13 protein-coding genes are annotated in these 14528 nt (G+C 60.3%); 9 read left to right on the top strand and 4 right to left on the bottom strand.

The features are described 5' to 3' along the window. Window positions 1-146: 146 nt before the first annotated feature. On the bottom strand, window positions 147-512 hold the full coding sequence (locus tag EIY72_RS01115; protein WP_093225852.1) for a YkgJ family cysteine cluster protein: 366 nt from the start codon (window positions 510-512) through the stop codon (window positions 147-149). Window positions 513-782: 270 nt separating this feature from the next. Between EIY72_RS01115 and EIY72_RS01110 the strand changes: the two genes are divergently transcribed. Continuing rightward, window positions 783-2132: a spinster family MFS transporter gene (locus EIY72_RS01110; protein WP_093225849.1), complete on the top strand. Its 1350-nt coding sequence runs from the start codon at window positions 783-785 to the stop codon at window positions 2130-2132. Window positions 2133-2230: 98 nt separating this feature from the next. Here the strand turns inward: EIY72_RS01110 and rapA are convergent, their stop codons facing one another. Beyond that, a complete protein-coding gene (gene rapA, locus EIY72_RS01105) occupies window positions 2231-5077 on the bottom strand; it encodes an RNA polymerase-associated protein RapA (protein ID WP_093225846.1) in 2847 nt (948 codons plus the stop codon). 218 nt (window positions 5078-5295) lie between these two features. Between rapA and EIY72_RS01100 the strand changes: the two genes are divergently transcribed. From EIY72_RS01100 to ccoM, 3 genes are all read left to right on the top strand, one after another. Beyond that, window positions 5296-5637 (top strand): aspartate-semialdehyde dehydrogenase, encoded by a 342-nt coding sequence (locus EIY72_RS01100; protein WP_093225843.1) that lies wholly within the window; start codon window positions 5296-5298, stop codon window positions 5635-5637. A 100-nt stretch (window positions 5638-5737) separates the two neighbouring features. Beyond that, window positions 5738-5899: a hypothetical protein gene (locus EIY72_RS29815; RefSeq protein ID WP_093225840.1), complete on the top strand. Its 162-nt coding sequence runs from the start codon at window positions 5738-5740 to the stop codon at window positions 5897-5899. A 144-nt stretch (window positions 5900-6043) separates the two neighbouring features. Then, the gene (gene ccoM, locus EIY72_RS30190; RefSeq protein ID WP_034146738.1) at window positions 6044-6154 is read left to right on the top strand and encodes a cytochrome c oxidase subunit CcoM; all 111 of its coding nucleotides are present in this window, start codon (window positions 6044-6046) and stop codon (window positions 6152-6154) included. Window positions 6155-6426: 272 nt separating this feature from the next. Here ccoM and EIY72_RS01095 read toward each other — a convergent pair whose 3' ends face one another. Continuing rightward, on the bottom strand, window positions 6427-7902 hold the full coding sequence (locus tag EIY72_RS01095; protein ID WP_093225837.1) for an inorganic phosphate transporter: 1476 nt from the start codon (window positions 7900-7902) through the stop codon (window positions 6427-6429). A 366-nt stretch (window positions 7903-8268) separates the two neighbouring features. Continuing rightward, the gene (locus tag EIY72_RS01090) at window positions 8269-8469 is read right to left on the bottom strand and encodes a hypothetical protein (RefSeq protein ID WP_093225834.1); all 201 of its coding nucleotides are present in this window, start codon (window positions 8467-8469) and stop codon (window positions 8269-8271) included. A 666-nt stretch (window positions 8470-9135) separates the two neighbouring features. On the opposite strand from EIY72_RS01090, the gene pcaR reads away from it, so the two are divergent. The 5 genes from pcaR (at window position 9136) to EIY72_RS01065 (ending at window position 14493) form a co-directional block, all read left to right on the top strand. Then, window positions 9136-9978 (top strand): pca regulon transcriptional regulator PcaR, encoded by an 843-nt coding sequence (gene pcaR / locus EIY72_RS01085; RefSeq protein ID WP_093225832.1) that lies wholly within the window; start codon window positions 9136-9138, stop codon window positions 9976-9978. 153 nt (window positions 9979-10131) lie between these two features. Continuing rightward, on the top strand, window positions 10132-10989 hold the full coding sequence (locus EIY72_RS01080; RefSeq protein ID WP_093225829.1) for a CoA transferase subunit A: 858 nt from the start codon (window positions 10132-10134) through the stop codon (window positions 10987-10989). Further along, the gene (locus EIY72_RS01075; RefSeq protein ID WP_093225827.1) at window positions 10989-11768 is read left to right on the top strand and encodes a CoA-transferase subunit beta; all 780 of its coding nucleotides are present in this window, start codon (window positions 10989-10991) and stop codon (window positions 11766-11768) included. The genes EIY72_RS01080 and EIY72_RS01075 overlap by 1 nt, the downstream gene beginning before the upstream one ends. Continuing rightward, a complete protein-coding gene (gene pcaF / locus EIY72_RS01070; protein WP_197678803.1) occupies window positions 11765-12970 on the top strand; it encodes a 3-oxoadipyl-CoA thiolase in 1206 nt (401 codons plus the stop codon). The genes EIY72_RS01075 and pcaF overlap by 4 nt, the downstream gene beginning before the upstream one ends. Before the next feature lie 218 nt (window positions 12971-13188). Further along, entirely contained in the window at window positions 13189-14493 is a 1305-nt protein-coding gene (locus EIY72_RS01065) for an MFS family transporter (protein WP_093225821.1), read from the top strand. Window positions 14494-14528 lie beyond the last annotated feature (35 nt).

Genomic DNA, 14528 nt, shown 5'->3' with positions numbered 1-14528 from the left:
GCATGCCCTATCGTTGTCACCCTGAACGGCGCAAGCAACGCCGACGAATGTCTTGGAGTATAGAGGGCATGCATGGAGCGCAAGCGGTGGTGGCACAATGGTGCTAATGATTTCGGCATTAACCTAATAGCGACCAGTGCTAAGCGTCAGGCGCTTTTTTTCTGCTCGATCTCAAACACTGGAACCAGAGCCGCCAGGCCGAAGGCTGCGCGAGCGGCGTCGCAATCGGGGTTGTGTTGACCGTCCTCCCAGGACGCTTCGAATTCGCGGCAGGTGCTCGACCGTTTGTCATAAATCGAGCATTTCACCTCACTGCCAACCTCGCCAACCAGGCTGGTGCAGCGCACCGGTTTACAGCCTGTACCCAGCATGGCCACGCGGCTGGGGCTGATCTGTTCGACCAGTTCATCTGGCACGGTTCCCCCGGCCGAGGTGCATTCCCCCCAGAAAAATGACACGCGAAAATGGGAACAGCAGGCACCGCAATTCAGACACGGACTGGCTTCGGACATGGGCGATCAACTAAGGAGGAGTGGGGACACAGGGGGCAGACAAGGCGGCTATTCTAGGCTTCGCCAACGGCTTGGGAAGGGGGGCGCGCAGGTATTTTTCAACCCGCTGTCGCGGGCAGCAATCCCCCACCCTGCGGGCGTTTGCTCAGGTTGTTGCGATGGCTTGGTATCAGCCGTACGAATAATTACAGACAGCGCTGAACGAGCTGTCTAGATTGCACATTCCAGGGACAGTGACGTCCCCCCAATAACAATAAACGAGACGGACCCATGCAGAACTCGACCCAAGCGGCGAATGCCTGGCGCATTCTGTTCCTGTTGTTCCTGGCCAACCTGTTCAACTTCTTTGACCGCACCATCCCGGCCATCATCATCGAACCGATCCGCATGGAATGGCACCTCAGCGACTTCCAATTGGGGATCATCGGCACTGCCTTCACCCTGGTTTACGCGATTGCCGGCCTGCCCTTGGGGCGCATGGCCGATACCAGCTCGCGCAGCAAACTGATGGGCTGGGGGCTTGCTGTATGGAGTGGACTGACGGCGGTCAATGGCATGGTCGGCAGCTTCTGGAGTTTCCTCATCGTACGCATGGGTGTCGGCATCGGTGAAGCCAGCTACGCACCGGCCGCCAACTCGCTGATCGGCGATCTGTTCCCCGCTCATCGGCGGGCGCGGGCCATGGGCATTTTCATGCTCGGCTTGCCCTTGGGGCTGTTACTGGCGTTCTTCACCATCGGCGCCATGGTCAAGGCCTTTGACAGTTGGCGTGCACCTTTCTTTATTGCTGCCGTACCGGGGCTGATCCTGGCGATCTTCATGTTCTTCATCAAGGAACCCAAGCGCGGCGCCGCCGAGAGCGTGCAGGTTTCCCAGGAACGTATCGATCGACCGATCCGCCGCGTTCTGGCGGTACCGACCTTTCTCTGGCTGGTGTTAGCGGGGCTGTGTTTCAACTTCGCCACCTATGCCTGTAATTCGTTCATGGTGCCGATGCTGCAGCGCTATTTCCTGATGCCATTGCAGGAAGCGGCTGTCGCTACCGGGGTGATAGTCGGTGTCACCGGGCTGTTCGGCCTGACCCTGGGCGGTTGGGTCGCCGACAAGATTCATCAGCGGGTGGCCAATGGTCGCCTGTTGTTTGCTGCGTTCAGCCTGGTCATTTCCACGGTGTGCACGGCGTGGGCGCTGTACTCCGGGCGTATCGAAATCGGCGTGTTCGTCGCGGTGTTCAGCGTCGGCTGGTTGTTTGCCTACAACTTCTACACCTGCGTCTACACGGCTATTCAGGACGTGGTCGAGCCGCGCCTGCGGGCGACGGCCATGGCGCTGTTCTTCGCCGGGCTGTATTTGCTGGGCGGCGGTCTGGGGCCGGTGGTGGTGGGGGCGTTGTCGGATCATTTTGCCCATACGGCAATGCTCGCGGCAGGCGCCGAACAGATGACCGAAGCGTTCAAGGCGGTCGGCCTGCATGACGCGATGTACCTGATCCCGGTGGCGTTGTTCTTCACCATGGTGTTTCTGGTGCTGGCTTCGCGCTGTTTTGTGCGCGATGCCAAGCGGATGAAAGATGGGCTTGGGGTGGTGGGGGAGCCTGAAGGTGCTGCGGTGACTGCCTGACCGCTATCGCCATCAGCAACCCCCACAACAAACTTCAGTCAAACAAAAAGGCCCGCATCGCTGCGGGCCTTTTCATTTACAGCGGTGGAGCCGGGGACTTAACCCGCCACCAACACCCGAATCGCTTCCAGTCGCAACGCGGCCTTGTCGAGCATGGCCAGGCCTTGCTCACGTTGTTTGCGCAGGGCAACCAGTTCGCTGTCACGCACGGTCGGGTTGACTGCTTGCAACGCGGTCAAGCGTGCCAGTTCTTCGTCGGTATCGGCAGCCAGGCGACGCTGTGCTTCAGCCACACGTTCATTGTGGCGCGGCAGGATCTTCGCTTCGCCGGCGTTGATCCGTGGCGTCAGTTGATCGCGCTGGGCCTGTATGAACTTGTTGGCGCTGGCACGTGGCACGCTTTCCAGTTGATCGTTCAGGGTTTCGAACGACACGCGGGCGGCCAGGTCGTTGCCGTTGGTGTCCAGCAGGCAGCGCAGGGCGGCCGGTGGCAGGTAACGGCCCAGTTGCAGCGAGCGCGGCGCAACCACTTCGCTGACGTAGAGCAGCTCGAGCAACACGGTGCCTGGCTTGAGCGCCTTGTTCTTGATCAGGGCCACGGCGGTGTTGCCCATGGAACCGGACAGGACCAGGTCCATGCCGCCCTGCACCATCGGGTGTTCCCAGGTGATGAACTGCATGTCTTCGCGGGACAGCGCCTGGTTGCGGTCGTAGGTGATGGTCACGCCTTCGTCGTCGCCCAGCGGAAAGCTGGCGTCGAGCATTTTTTCGCTCGGCTTGAGGATCAGGGCATTTTCCGAATGGTCTTCGCTGTCGATGCCGAACGCATCGAACAGGGTCTCCATGTAGATCGGCAGGGTGAACTGGTCGTCTTGCTCGAGGATCGCCTCAACCAGCGCATCGCCTTCGCCGGCGCCGCCGGAGTTGAGTTCCAGCAGGCGGTCACGTCCGGTGTGCAGCTCGGCTTCCAGGCGTTCACGTTCGGTACGGGCTTCATCGATCAGCGCTTGCCACTCGCCATCGTCGGCCTCTTCGAGCAGCGGCAGCAGGCGTGGGCCGAACTGGTGCTGCAAGGCGTTGCCGGTCGGGCAGGTGTTGAGGAACGCATTCAACGCTTCGTGATACCACTGGAACAGGCGCTCTTGCGGGCTGGTTTCCAGGTACGGCACGTGCAGTTCGATGGTGTGCTTCTGACCGATCCGGTCGAGACGGCCGATACGTTGTTCCAGCAAGTCCGGGTGTGACGGCAGATCGAACAGCACCAGGTGATGGGAGAACTGGAAGTTGCGGCCTTCACTACCGATTTCCGAACAGATCAGCACTTGCGCGCCGAATTCTTCGTCGGCGAAGTAGGCGGCAGCACGGTCACGTTCGAGGATGTTCATGCCTTCGTGGAACACGGTTGCCGGGATGCCGGAGCGCACGCGCAGGGCGTCCTCCAGGTCCATCGCAGTTTCGGCGTGAGCACAGATCACCAGCACTTTGGTGCGCTTGAGCATCTTCAGCTGGTCGATCAGCCACTCGACACGCGGGTCGAACTTCCACCAGCGTTCTTCTTCATTGGCATCCGGCTGGGCCTGGAAACTGACTTCCGGGTACAGCTCGGCGTGATCGCCCAGCGGCAATTCGAGGTATTCGTCCGGGCACGGCAGCGGGTAAGGGTGCAGTTTGCGCTCCGGGAACCCTTGCACGGCGGCACGGGTGTTACGGAACAGCACGCGGCCGGTGCCGTGGCGGTCGAGCAATTCGCGCACGAGGCGGGCACTGGCTTCGGTGTCGCCATCGTTGACGGCAGCCAGCAGGGCTTCACCCTCGTTGCCAAGGAAGCCGTGGATGGTCTTGTGTGCTTCAGGCGACAGACGGCCCTGATCCAGCAGCTCCTGTACGGCTTCGGCCACCGGGCGATAGTTTTCGCTCTCGGCGCGGAAGGCTTGCAGGTCGTGGAAGCGGTTCGGGTCGAGCAGGCGCAAACGGGCGAAGTGGCTGTCCTGGCCGAGTTGTTCCGGGGTTGCCGTCAACAGCAGGACGCCTGGAATGGTTTCGGCAAGTTGCTCGACCAGCGAGTATTCCGGGCTGACCTGATCTTCGTGCCACACCAGGTGGTGCGCCTCGTCGACCACCAGCAGGTCCCAGCCGGCGGCGAACAGCGCGTCCTGGGCCTTCTCGTCGTCTACCAGCCACTCCAGGGCAACCAGTGCCAGCTGGGTGTCTTCGAACGGGTTGCTGGCATCACTTTCGATAAAGCGTTCTTCGTCGAACAGCGCGACCTGCAGGTTGAAACGGCGGCGCATCTCCACCAGCCACTGGTGCTGGAGGTTCTCCGGCACCAGGATCAGCACGCGGCTGGCACGGCCCGAGAGCAGCTGGCGATGGATGACCAGGCCGGCTTCGATGGTTTTACCCAGGCCCACTTCGTCCGCCAACAGTACCCGTGGCGCGATACGGTCAGCGACTTCGCGGGCAATGTGCAATTGGTGGGCGATCGGTTGCGCACGCACGCCGCCCAGGCCCCAGAGCGAGGACTGCAACTGGCGGCTGGTGTGTTCCAGAGTGTGGTAACGCAGGGAGAACCAGGCCAGCGGGTCGATCTGGCCGGCGAACAGACGGTCGCTGGCCAGACGGAACTGGATGAAGTTCGACAGTTGGGTTTCCGGCAGGGTGACCACTTCGTTCTGCGCGTTGAGGCCGTGGTAGACCAGCAGGCCGTCGACGTCGTCGACTTCACGAACGGTGAGTTTCCAGCCTTCGAAGTGAGTGATGCTGTCACCCGGGGAAAACCGCACGCGGGTCAGGGGCGCATTCCGTAGCGCGTACTGGCGGGTGTCGCCAGTGGCCGGGTAGAGCACGGTCAACAAGCGCCCGTCCTGTGCCAGAACGGTGCCTAAACCCAGCTCGGCTTCGCTGTCACTGATCCAGCGTTGCCCCGGTTGATACTGCTGCGCCATGCTGCCTGACTCCCACCTTGAAAAAGCGGGCTATCTTAACGGAATGAGGGCTTCAGGGCCAAAGGACTCTCAGAAAAACTCACAGTCTTACGTTAGCCTACCGATGCAGGGATCGCCGTTGACGGCACCTTTGAGTGCCAAATGAGTCACAGTTTGCGACAGATGGCTCAAGACGCCATCCCCGCAGCCGACAGCCTGCTGACAGGAGACTGATAACCATGCTGCCACCGATGCTCCCCTTGAGCGCTGTGCCGATCACCTCGCAACACGACCCGATCCGCCAGCGCCCGGATATTCCGCCGGTTGTACCGGTGCAGGAAAGCTCCAAAGACAGCACCATTGACCTGCAGAAACGCGATCCTGAAGAGGCTGCCTTGCAGTTGCGCGAAGAACAGCGGCGCAAGCAGGAGCAGCAAAGACGGCGCCACGAGGCCGACAATGACCCCGAGGCGCACCTGGCCATTCCTGGCGACGAACTCAATGCCGATAACACCGTGCCGGTGGCGCCGCTGATGGACGATCAGCCACGCCAGGGATTGTGGGTCGATATCGAGATTTGAGCGGGCGACTGGAAAGCGTGGTCGCCAGACCTCATTATTGGCACATGGCTGCCGATCGACACGGTGGCTCACCTTCATTCCAAGTGATGCACTGGACGCCATGAGCCAAGACGACAAGCTGATCGACCTCAACGCAGAGCGCGCCAAGCGCATTCACGACCTCAATGACAAGCGGCTCAACGAAGTGCGCCAGGCCTTCGAGCAAGCCATGCCGTTGAGCAAACCCAAGAAAAAACCGAAAAACAAACCGAAAAAGCGCTGAAATCCCCCCGCATTCATTGATGCGGGTCAATCTTTGCCCTCCCTCCAGACCTGTCTCGGCCGACATTGATCCCGGTCAATATTTTCTCCTGCCCGATTGGTTAACTTAACCCCATCGCAACAGGGCAAATTCAGGAGACGCGTAATGTTTTTCGACAACGTGGTCATTGCCGGGGTGCTGACCGTCAGCCTCATGTTCGTGTTTTTCGCAGGGTTTGGATTTTTTATCTGGAAAGACTCACACAAGCGGAAATAACCGCTGATTTTTCTGGATTGAGTGGGCACGCAAGGCATTTTGGGCAACTTCGGTTGCCCTTTTTTTTGCCTGGGAAAAACTCTCGGAGTTTAGGGAGTCAGTGTGGGAGCGAGCTTGCTCGCGATGGCGGCCTGCCTGACGACATCCTTGTTGAATGTCAGACAGCAATCGCGAGCAAGCTCGCTCCCACAGGTAGCTTCGCTACTGAGTGGATTCAAGCAATAAAAAAGGCGCGGTCCTTGCGGAGCGCGCCTTTTTCATTGGGTTGCCTGTCAGCTGGCAATGAACTTCGAGGCCAGCCAGAACAAGGTGGCAGACAGTGCCACTGTCGCCGGCAGGGTCAATACCCAGGCCAGCAGAATGGTGCGCACGGTGCCGCCTTGCAGGCCGCTCTTGTTGGCGACCATGGTACCGGCCACGCCCGAGGACAGAACGTGGGTGGTCGACACCGGCAGGCTGAAGATGTTGGCCAGGCCGATCATGGTCGCCGCCGTGATCTGCGCCGACATGCCTTGGGCGTAGGTCATGCCCTGCTTGCCGATTTTCTCGCCGATGGTCAGTACCACGCGTTTCCAGCCGATCATGGTACCCAGGCCCAGGGCTAGGGCAACCGCCAGGATCACCCAGAACGGGGCGTATTCAGTGGTGGTGGTCAAGTCCTTGCGCAGCTTGTCCAGGTCAGCCTTTTCCCGGGCATCGACGCCTGGCAACTTGCTCACTTTCTTCGCTGTGTCGTCCAGGCAGAGCAGGTAGCGACGCACTTCGATGCGGCTTTCCGACGGCAACGAGTGATAGTCGGAGACACCTTTAAGGGTGCCGAGCAACGCGCGGATGGTCGGTTCAGTCTGTTGCGGGTTGCAACTGAATTTCTCCGGCAGATCGCCTTCCACGCTTTTGCCCAGGGCGAGGAATTCACCGAGGGTATCGGCGTTGCGCTGGTAAAACTGGCTCAAGTGCAGGGTCGCGTCGCGAGTCCGCTCGATCTGGTAGGTGGTGCTGTTCAGGTCGAGTACGAATTGCGCCGGGACAATACCGATCAGTACCAGCATGATCAGGCCGATACCTTTCTGACCGTCGTTGGAGCCGTGCACGAAGCTCATCGCCATGGCCGACATGACCAGGACCAGGCGGTTCCAGAACGGTGGATGCTTCTTGTCATCGATCTTGCGGCGCTGTTCCGGCGTCTTGTGCATCTTCGACAGCGGGCGCCACCATTTCAGGCCGATCAACACCAGGGCGGCAACGAGGAAGCCGGCCATTGGCGAGAACACCAGCGAGGCGCCGATATCGATTGCCTTCTGCCAGTTCACACCATCGCCCAGCGGGATGTCGTTGATCAACGCGTTGGCCAGGCCGACACCGAGGATCGAGCCGATCAGCGTGTGCGAGCTGGAAGCCGGAATACCGAAGTACCAGGTGCCCAGGTTCCAGGCAATGGCGGCGGCGAGCAGCGAGAACACCATGGCCAGCCCGTGACCGGTGTTCACATTGATCAGCAGCTCAACCGGCAGCAGGTGGACGATGGCATACGCCACGCCGACGCCACCGAGCAACACGCCAAGGAAGTTGAACACACCGGAAAAGAACACCGCCAGGTGAGGCGGCATGGCTTTGGTGTAGATAACAGTAGCCACCGCGTTAGCGGTGTCATGAAAGCCGTTGATGAACTCGAACGCGAGGACAAAGGCCAGGGCGAGCAAGAGGCTCACAAGCACCCAAGCATCCAGTCCGCTGAATAAATCGATCATGAAGGTTTTCTGACCCGGTCATAAGGGGGCGCGATTATGCCAGAAAAGCGTGTCAATCAATGCACTAGCTGCTCATCGGTAACATTCTTCAATGATTTTTCCGGGGCTATGGCCCATATCCACGGGCGTCGGCCGAGACTTTCAAGTGGTTGAATTTACTTGAAAAAGTGATCTGGAAGGGTTTTTGGCAGCCGTGGGGGAGGGGCTGGAACGCTTGTGCGAAATATCTGAGAAGAGAGTCAGAATGCGCCGATTTGCCACGCCAGCGGCCGCTGCCCGCGGGTAGCGGGCGCGAAAGGCAACATCCGTACTGCCCGCTTTTAACGGGAGGCAGAAGCAGACTCTAAAAGGATCAGGCCGAAGCACTTACTGCTCTTCGGCTTTGAGTTCCTTTTCCATTTTTTGCAGTTCTTGCTGGAACACCTGATCCTGAACGGTGGCGCGCTTGCGCCATGGCTTGCGTTCCGGTTCCGGTTGAGCGGCGTAAGTGGTGACTTCTCCGCCGTAAACTTCCTTGTAACGTTGTTCCTGGCGCTCAAGTTCCGCGCGCAGTTCGTCTTTCGTCACAGTGATACCTGATTGAGTTGAGATAAATTCTGGCAAAACGCACTGCATAAAACGATTGATCACACTTATCGAAAGGGCAATACCCTTCGGGGTATCGCTGCTAACAATCGAGCGATCAAGGCTTCCATGTCGCAGGCGGCCACGGCACCAGAGATAAATAGCTGACGTAGCATCAGTGTCCTGTTTCGGCGAGCGCCAGGGACAGACCCGTGTGGTCAATGTCAGGCGCTTGCCAAGGGCAACGGCGACGGAGCGTCGTGCTGCCGGGTAGCGGGTCCGGCAAGTTGCAAACCGGCTAGCTACTGATTTGTATTATAGCGGCCGATTTGAAGAACACTATCGCCAAACTGTTAAAAAGTCGCGATTGGAGTGTGACGGTTTTGTTGTCTACAACTAATTGACTAACTAAGGCTCGAGCAGCACCTGGCCAGTGATGTCTTTCTGACGTCATTAAGTCGAACAAGTTATCCGGCAATTACATTTCCCCATTTAATCTGCGCGCCCGGTCTTACAAAAACAAGTAGGAGGCCAAGGCGGCCCGGTCTTGCAAGGTGCCGGCTTTCGAGTCGCGCATTGCGATAATCGATCACTGGTTCGATAATCGCCCAAACCTGTCTGCCCTCAAGCGCCCGCTACCGCACGTCGGTCGTGGGGCAAAGGACCCTCATGAACGATCAACTGCGCAATGCCTTCGCTTCAGTCGCCCCGCCCATTGTCGCGTCACCTGCCAAGCGGATTCAGGCACTGACCGGCGATCCGGACTTCATGACATCACTGGCCCGCGGCCTGGCAGTGGTGCAAGCGTTCCAGGAGCGCAAGCGACACCTGACCATCGCCCAGATCAGTCATCGCACGGAAATCCCCCGCGCCGCCGTGCGACGCTGCCTGCATACCCTGATCAAACTGGGCTATGCGACTACCGACGGCCGCACCTACTCGCTATTGCCCAAAGTGTTGACCCTCGGCCATGCCTATGTCTCCTCGACGCCGCTGGCGGTATCCGCCCAGCCTTATCTCGACCGCATGAGCGAGCAACTGCACGAAGCCTGCAACATGGCCACGCTCGAGGGGGATGACATTTTGTACATCGCGCGCTCGGCGACGACTCAGCGGCTGATTTCGGTCGACCTTTCCGTGGGTGGTCGGTTGCCGGCGTACTGCACCTCGATGGGGCGGATTCTCTTGGCGGCACTGGACGATACATCGCTGGGCGAATACCTCGAGCGCGCCGAGCTGCAGGCCAAGACCAGCCGTACCCTGCACACGCCTGACGCATTGCTCGAATGCCTGCATGAGGTCCGTCGCCAAGGCTGGTGCATCGTCGACCAGGAGCTGGAGCAAGGGCTGCGTTCGATTGCCGTGCCGGTTTACGACGCTTCCGGCCAAGTCGTCGCCGCCCTGAACGTCAGTGCACACGCCGGTCGGGTCAGCCTCAACGATCTGCAGCAGCATTTCCTGCCGGGCCTGTTGGGCGCCAGTCGCGACCTCAGTACGCAGCTGTTCGCCTGATCGGTAGTGAGACAACATTCTGTTCGATAATCGAACACTGAGTCGATTATCGGATTGTTTGGCGTTTTTTTGGGGCTTAACCTTCAGTCATTCGGCGCTGCGCATCGCGCCATTTTTTCCACTGTCGGTTAATCACATTCGGGAGCCTGCCCCATGGCTGAAATCCTTTCGCTGCACGACGCGGTGAAGCAATTCGTAAACGATGGCGACACCATCGCCCTCGAAGGCTTCACTCATCTGATCCCGACGGCGGCGGGCCACGAAATCATTCGTCAGGGCAAGAAAGACCTGACCCTGGTGCGCATGACCCCGGACCTGATCTACGACCAGTTGATCGGTGCCGGTTGTGCCCGCAAGCTGGTGTTTTCCTGGGGTGGCAACCCTGGCGTGGGTTCCTTGCACCGTCTGCGTGATGCGGTCGAGAAGCAGTGGCCGCACCCGCTGGAAATCGAAGAACACAGCCACGCCGACCTCGCCAATGCCTACGTCGCCGGTGCTTCCGGCCTGCCATTTGCGGTGCTGCGCGCCTATGCCGGTTCCGACCTGCCGAAGGTCAACCCGCTGATCAAGACCGTGACCTGCCCGTTTACCGGGGAAGTGCTGGCTGCCGTGCCTTCGGTTCGCCCGGACGTCACCGTGATTCACGCACAGAAGGCGGACCGCAAGGGCAACGTGCTGCTGTGGGGCATTCTCGGGGTGCAGAAAGAAGCTGCACTGGCTGCCAAACGCTGCATCGTCACCGTCGAAGAAATCGTCGACGACCTCAATGCACCGATGAACGCCTGCGTGCTGCCAACCTGGGCCCTGAGTGCGGTGTGCCACGTGCCGGGCGGCGCGCATCCGTCCTACGCCCACGGTTACAACGAACGTGACAACCGCTTCTACCAGGCCTGGGACCCGATTGCCCGCGACCGCGACACCTTTACCGCGTGGATCAACGAGTACATCCATGGCAGCGCTGACTTCAGCGAGTTCCAGGCCAAGCTGGCCGCCGCTTCGGAGGCTAAGTAATGACTTACACCACCAATGAAATGATGACCGTTGCCGCTGCCCGCCGTCTGAAGAACGGGTCGGTGTGCTTTGTCGGTATCGGCCTGCCATCGAAAGCGGCCAACCTGGCGCGTCTGACGTCTTCGCCAGATGTGGTGCTGATCTACGAATCGGGCCCGATTGGCGCCAAGCCAAGTGTGTTGCCGCTGTCGATCGGTGACGGTGAACTGGCGGAAACCGCCGACACCGTGGTGCCAACCGGTGAGATCTTCCGCTACTGGCTGCAGGGCGGTCGCATCGACGTCGGTTTCCTCGGTGCCGCGCAAGTCGACCGCTTCGGCAACATCAACACCACAGTGGTTGGTGACTATCACTCGCCGAAAGTGCGCCTGCCGGGTGCCGGTGGTGCGCCGGAAATCGCCGGTTCGGCGAAAAGCGTGCTGATCATCCTCAAGCAGTCGGCGCGTTCGTTTGTCGACAAGCTCGATTTCATTACCTCGGTCGGGCACGGTGAAGGCGGTGATTCACGCAAACGCCTCGGCCTGCCGGGTGCCGGTCCGGTCGGCATCATCACCGACCTGTGCATCATGGAGCCGGAAGCGGGCAGCAACGAGTTCGTGGTCACCGCACTGCATCCGGGCGTGACCCGCGAGCAGGTGGTCGCCGCCACCGGTTGGCCGATCCGCTTCGCCGACAGTGTGGCTATCACGTCCGAGCCGACCGAGGTCGAACTCAAGGCACTGCGCGATCTTGAAGCGCGTACCGCCGCCGCCCATGGCCAGGCCCCGGGAGAAGCATGATGCGTGAAGTCTATATCTGCGATGCGATCCGCACGCCGATTGGCCGCTTCGGCGGTGGCTTGTCGACCGTTCGTGCAGACGATCTGGCCGCGGTGCCAATCAAGGCGCTGATGGCGCGCAATCCTTCGGTGGACTGGAACGCCGTGGACGAAGTGTTTCTCGGCTGCGCCAACCAGGCCGGCGAAGACAACCGCAACGTGGCGCGCATGGCGTTGTTGCTGGCGGGCCTGCCGGAAACGATTCCTGGCGTCACGCTCAATCGCCTCTGCGCCTCGGGCATGGATGCGATCGGCACCGCCTTCCGCGCCATCGCCAGCGGTGAAATGGAGCTGGCGATTGCCGGTGGCGTCGAGTCGATGTCCCGTGCGCCATTCGTGATGGGCAAGGCCGATGCGGCGTTCTCGCGCAACATGAAACTGGAAGACACCACCATCGGCTGGCGCTTTATCAACCCGTTGATGAAAGCCCAGTACGGTGTGGATGCGATGCCGCAAACCGCCGACAACGTCGCAGATGACTACCAGGTGTCCCGTGCCGATCAGGACGCGTTTGCCTTGCGCAGCCAGCAACGCACCGCCGCCGCTCAGGCCGCAGGCTTTTTCGCCGAAGAAATCGTTGAAGTGCGCATTGCCCACAAAAAGGGCGAAACCGTGGTCAGCGAGGATGAGCATCCCCGCGCCGACACCACCCTGGAAGCCTTGGCCAAACTGAAACCGGTCAACGGCCCGGACAAAACCGTCACTGCCGGCAACGCTTCCGGGGTCAACGACGGCGCTGCGGCGTTGATCCTGGCCTCGGCTGAAGCGGTGAAAAAACACGGCCTGACCGCTCGCGCCAAAGTGCTGGGCATGGCCAGCGCCGGTGTGGCGCCGCGGGTAATGGGTATCGGCCCGGTGCCTGCGGTACGCAAACTGACCGAGCGTCTTGGCCTGGCTGTCAGCGAATTCGATGTCATCGAGCTCAACGAAGCGTTCGCCAGCCAGGGTCTGGCGGTGCTGCGTGAGCTGGGCATCGCGGACGATGCAACCCAGGTCAACCCGAACGGTGGCGCCATTGCGCTGGGGCACCCGCTGGGGATGAGCGGGGCGCGACTGGTACTGACGGCCTTGCACCAGCTGGAAAAAACCGGCGGCAAGAAAGGCCTGGCGACCATGTGCGTCGGTGTCGGCCAAGGGCTGGCATTGGCGATCGAACGGGTTTGATGGCCGGCAACACATCACCCACCTCTTGTGGGAGTGAGCTTGCTCGCGATGGCGGTGTGTCAGGCAACTGGTTTGTCGACTGACAGGCAGCAATAGCGAGCTCGCTCCCACAAGGTTAGGGGGATTCCCACAAGGGAGATGTGATGCTGATGTATCTGTGGAACGGGGCTGTTGCAAAGTGTGTCTAGACTCTCACTGTCCCCATCGAGTGAACAACAATGACAACTGACGCCACTACACAACCGCTCTACACGGGCGAGGAACGCAGCAAGCGGATCTTCGCCATTGTCGGTGCCTCGTCCGGTAACCTGGTCGAATGGTTCGACTTCTACGTCTATGCCTTTTGCGCGATCTATTTCGCCCCGGCGTTTTTCCCCTCGGATAACCCCACGGTACAACTGGTCAACACCGCCGGTGTGTTCGCCGCCGGGTTCCTGATGCGCCCCATCGGCGGCTGGATCTTCGGCCGGGTGGCGGACAAGCACGGGCGCAAGAATTCGATGATGATTTCGGTGCTGATGATGTGCTTCGGCTCGTTGCTCATCGCCTGTTTGCCGACCTATAACAGCATCGGCGTCTGGGCGCCGGTCCTGCTGCTGTTCGCCCGTTTGCTGCAAGGCTTGTCGGTCGGCGGCGAGTACGGCACCACCGCGACCTACATGAGCGAAGTGGCGCTCAAGGGCCAGCGCGGGTTTTTTGCCTCGTTCCAGTATGTGACCTTGATCGGCGGGCAATTGCTGGCGGTGTTGCTGGTGGTGATCCTGCAACAGTTCCTCAGCGAAGATGAGCTGCGTGCCTACGGCTGGCGGATACCGTTCGTGGTCGGTGCGGTGGCGGCGTTGATCTCGCTGTTCCTGCGTCGCACTCTCAAGGAAACCACCAGCAAGGAAATGCGCGAGAACAAGGACGCCGGCAGCATCCGTGCGCTGTTTCGCGATCACAAGGCCGCGTTCATCACCGTACTGGGTTACACCGCCGGCGGTTCGTTGATTTTCTACACCTTCACCACCTACATGCAGAAGTACCTGGTGAACACCACCGGCATGCCGGCCAAGACCGCCAGTTACATCATGACCGGCGCGCTGTTCCTCTATATGTGCATGCAGCCGTTGTTCGGCATGCTCGCCGACAAGATCGGCCGACGTAACTCGATGCTCTGGTTCGGTGCCCTCGGTACCTTGTTCACCGTGCCGATCCTGTTGAGCCTGAAAAGTGTCGGCAGTCCGTTCCTCGCGTTTGTGCTGATTACCCTGGCGCTGGCGATTGTCAGTTTCTACACCTCGATCAGCGGCCTGGTCAAAGCCGAGATGTTCCCGCCGGAAGTGCGCGCACTGGGTGTCGGCCTGGCTTATGCGGTGGCCAATGCAATCTTCGGCGGTTCGGCGGAGTATGTGGCCCTGAGCCTGAAAGCCGTGGGCATGGAAAACTCGTTCTACTGGTACGTGACGGTGATGATGGCCGTGGCCTTCCTGTTCAGCCTGCGTCTGCCGAAACAAGCCGCGTACCTGCACCACGACCTCTGACCTCCACGCGCGGGCCGCTCTGGCCCGCGCATCCT

The sequence above is a fragment of the Pseudomonas vancouverensis genome, from assembly GCF_004348895.1.
In the GTDB taxonomy this organism is placed as follows: domain Bacteria; phylum Pseudomonadota; class Gammaproteobacteria; order Pseudomonadales; family Pseudomonadaceae; genus Aquipseudomonas; species Aquipseudomonas vancouverensis.
Note: the sequence above shows the minus strand (reverse complement) of the source record. Positions and strands in the feature narration are given on the sequence as shown.

Coding starts and splice junctions, on each gene's coding strand:
- EIY72_RS01115 (WP_093225852.1), bottom strand. CDS start 512: ATGTCCGAAGCCAGTCCGTGTCTGAATTGCGGTGCCTGCTGTTCCCAT.
- EIY72_RS01075 (WP_093225827.1), top strand. CDS start 10,989: ATGACTTACACCACCAATGAAATGATGACCGTTGCCGCTGCCCGCCGT.
- ccoM (WP_034146738.1), top strand. CDS start 6,044: ATGTTTTTCGACAACGTGGTCATTGCCGGGGTGCTGACCGTCAGCCTC.
- EIY72_RS01095 (WP_093225837.1), bottom strand. CDS start 7,902: ATGATCGATTTATTCAGCGGACTGGATGCTTGGGTGCTTGTGAGCCTC.
- rapA (WP_093225846.1), bottom strand. CDS start 5,077: ATGGCGCAGCAGTATCAACCGGGGCAACGCTGGATCAGTGACAGCGAA.
- EIY72_RS29815 (WP_093225840.1), top strand. CDS start 5,738: ATGAGCCAAGACGACAAGCTGATCGACCTCAACGCAGAGCGCGCCAAG.
- EIY72_RS01100 (WP_093225843.1), top strand. CDS start 5,296: ATGCTGCCACCGATGCTCCCCTTGAGCGCTGTGCCGATCACCTCGCAA.
- EIY72_RS01110 (WP_093225849.1), top strand. CDS start 783: ATGCAGAACTCGACCCAAGCGGCGAATGCCTGGCGCATTCTGTTCCTG.
- EIY72_RS01080 (WP_093225829.1), top strand. CDS start 10,132: ATGGCTGAAATCCTTTCGCTGCACGACGCGGTGAAGCAATTCGTAAAC.
- pcaF (WP_197678803.1), top strand. CDS start 11,765: ATGATGCGTGAAGTCTATATCTGCGATGCGATCCGCACGCCGATTGGC.
- EIY72_RS01065 (WP_093225821.1), top strand. CDS start 13,189: ATGACAACTGACGCCACTACACAACCGCTCTACACGGGCGAGGAACGC.
- pcaR (WP_093225832.1), top strand. CDS start 9,136: ATGAACGATCAACTGCGCAATGCCTTCGCTTCAGTCGCCCCGCCCATT.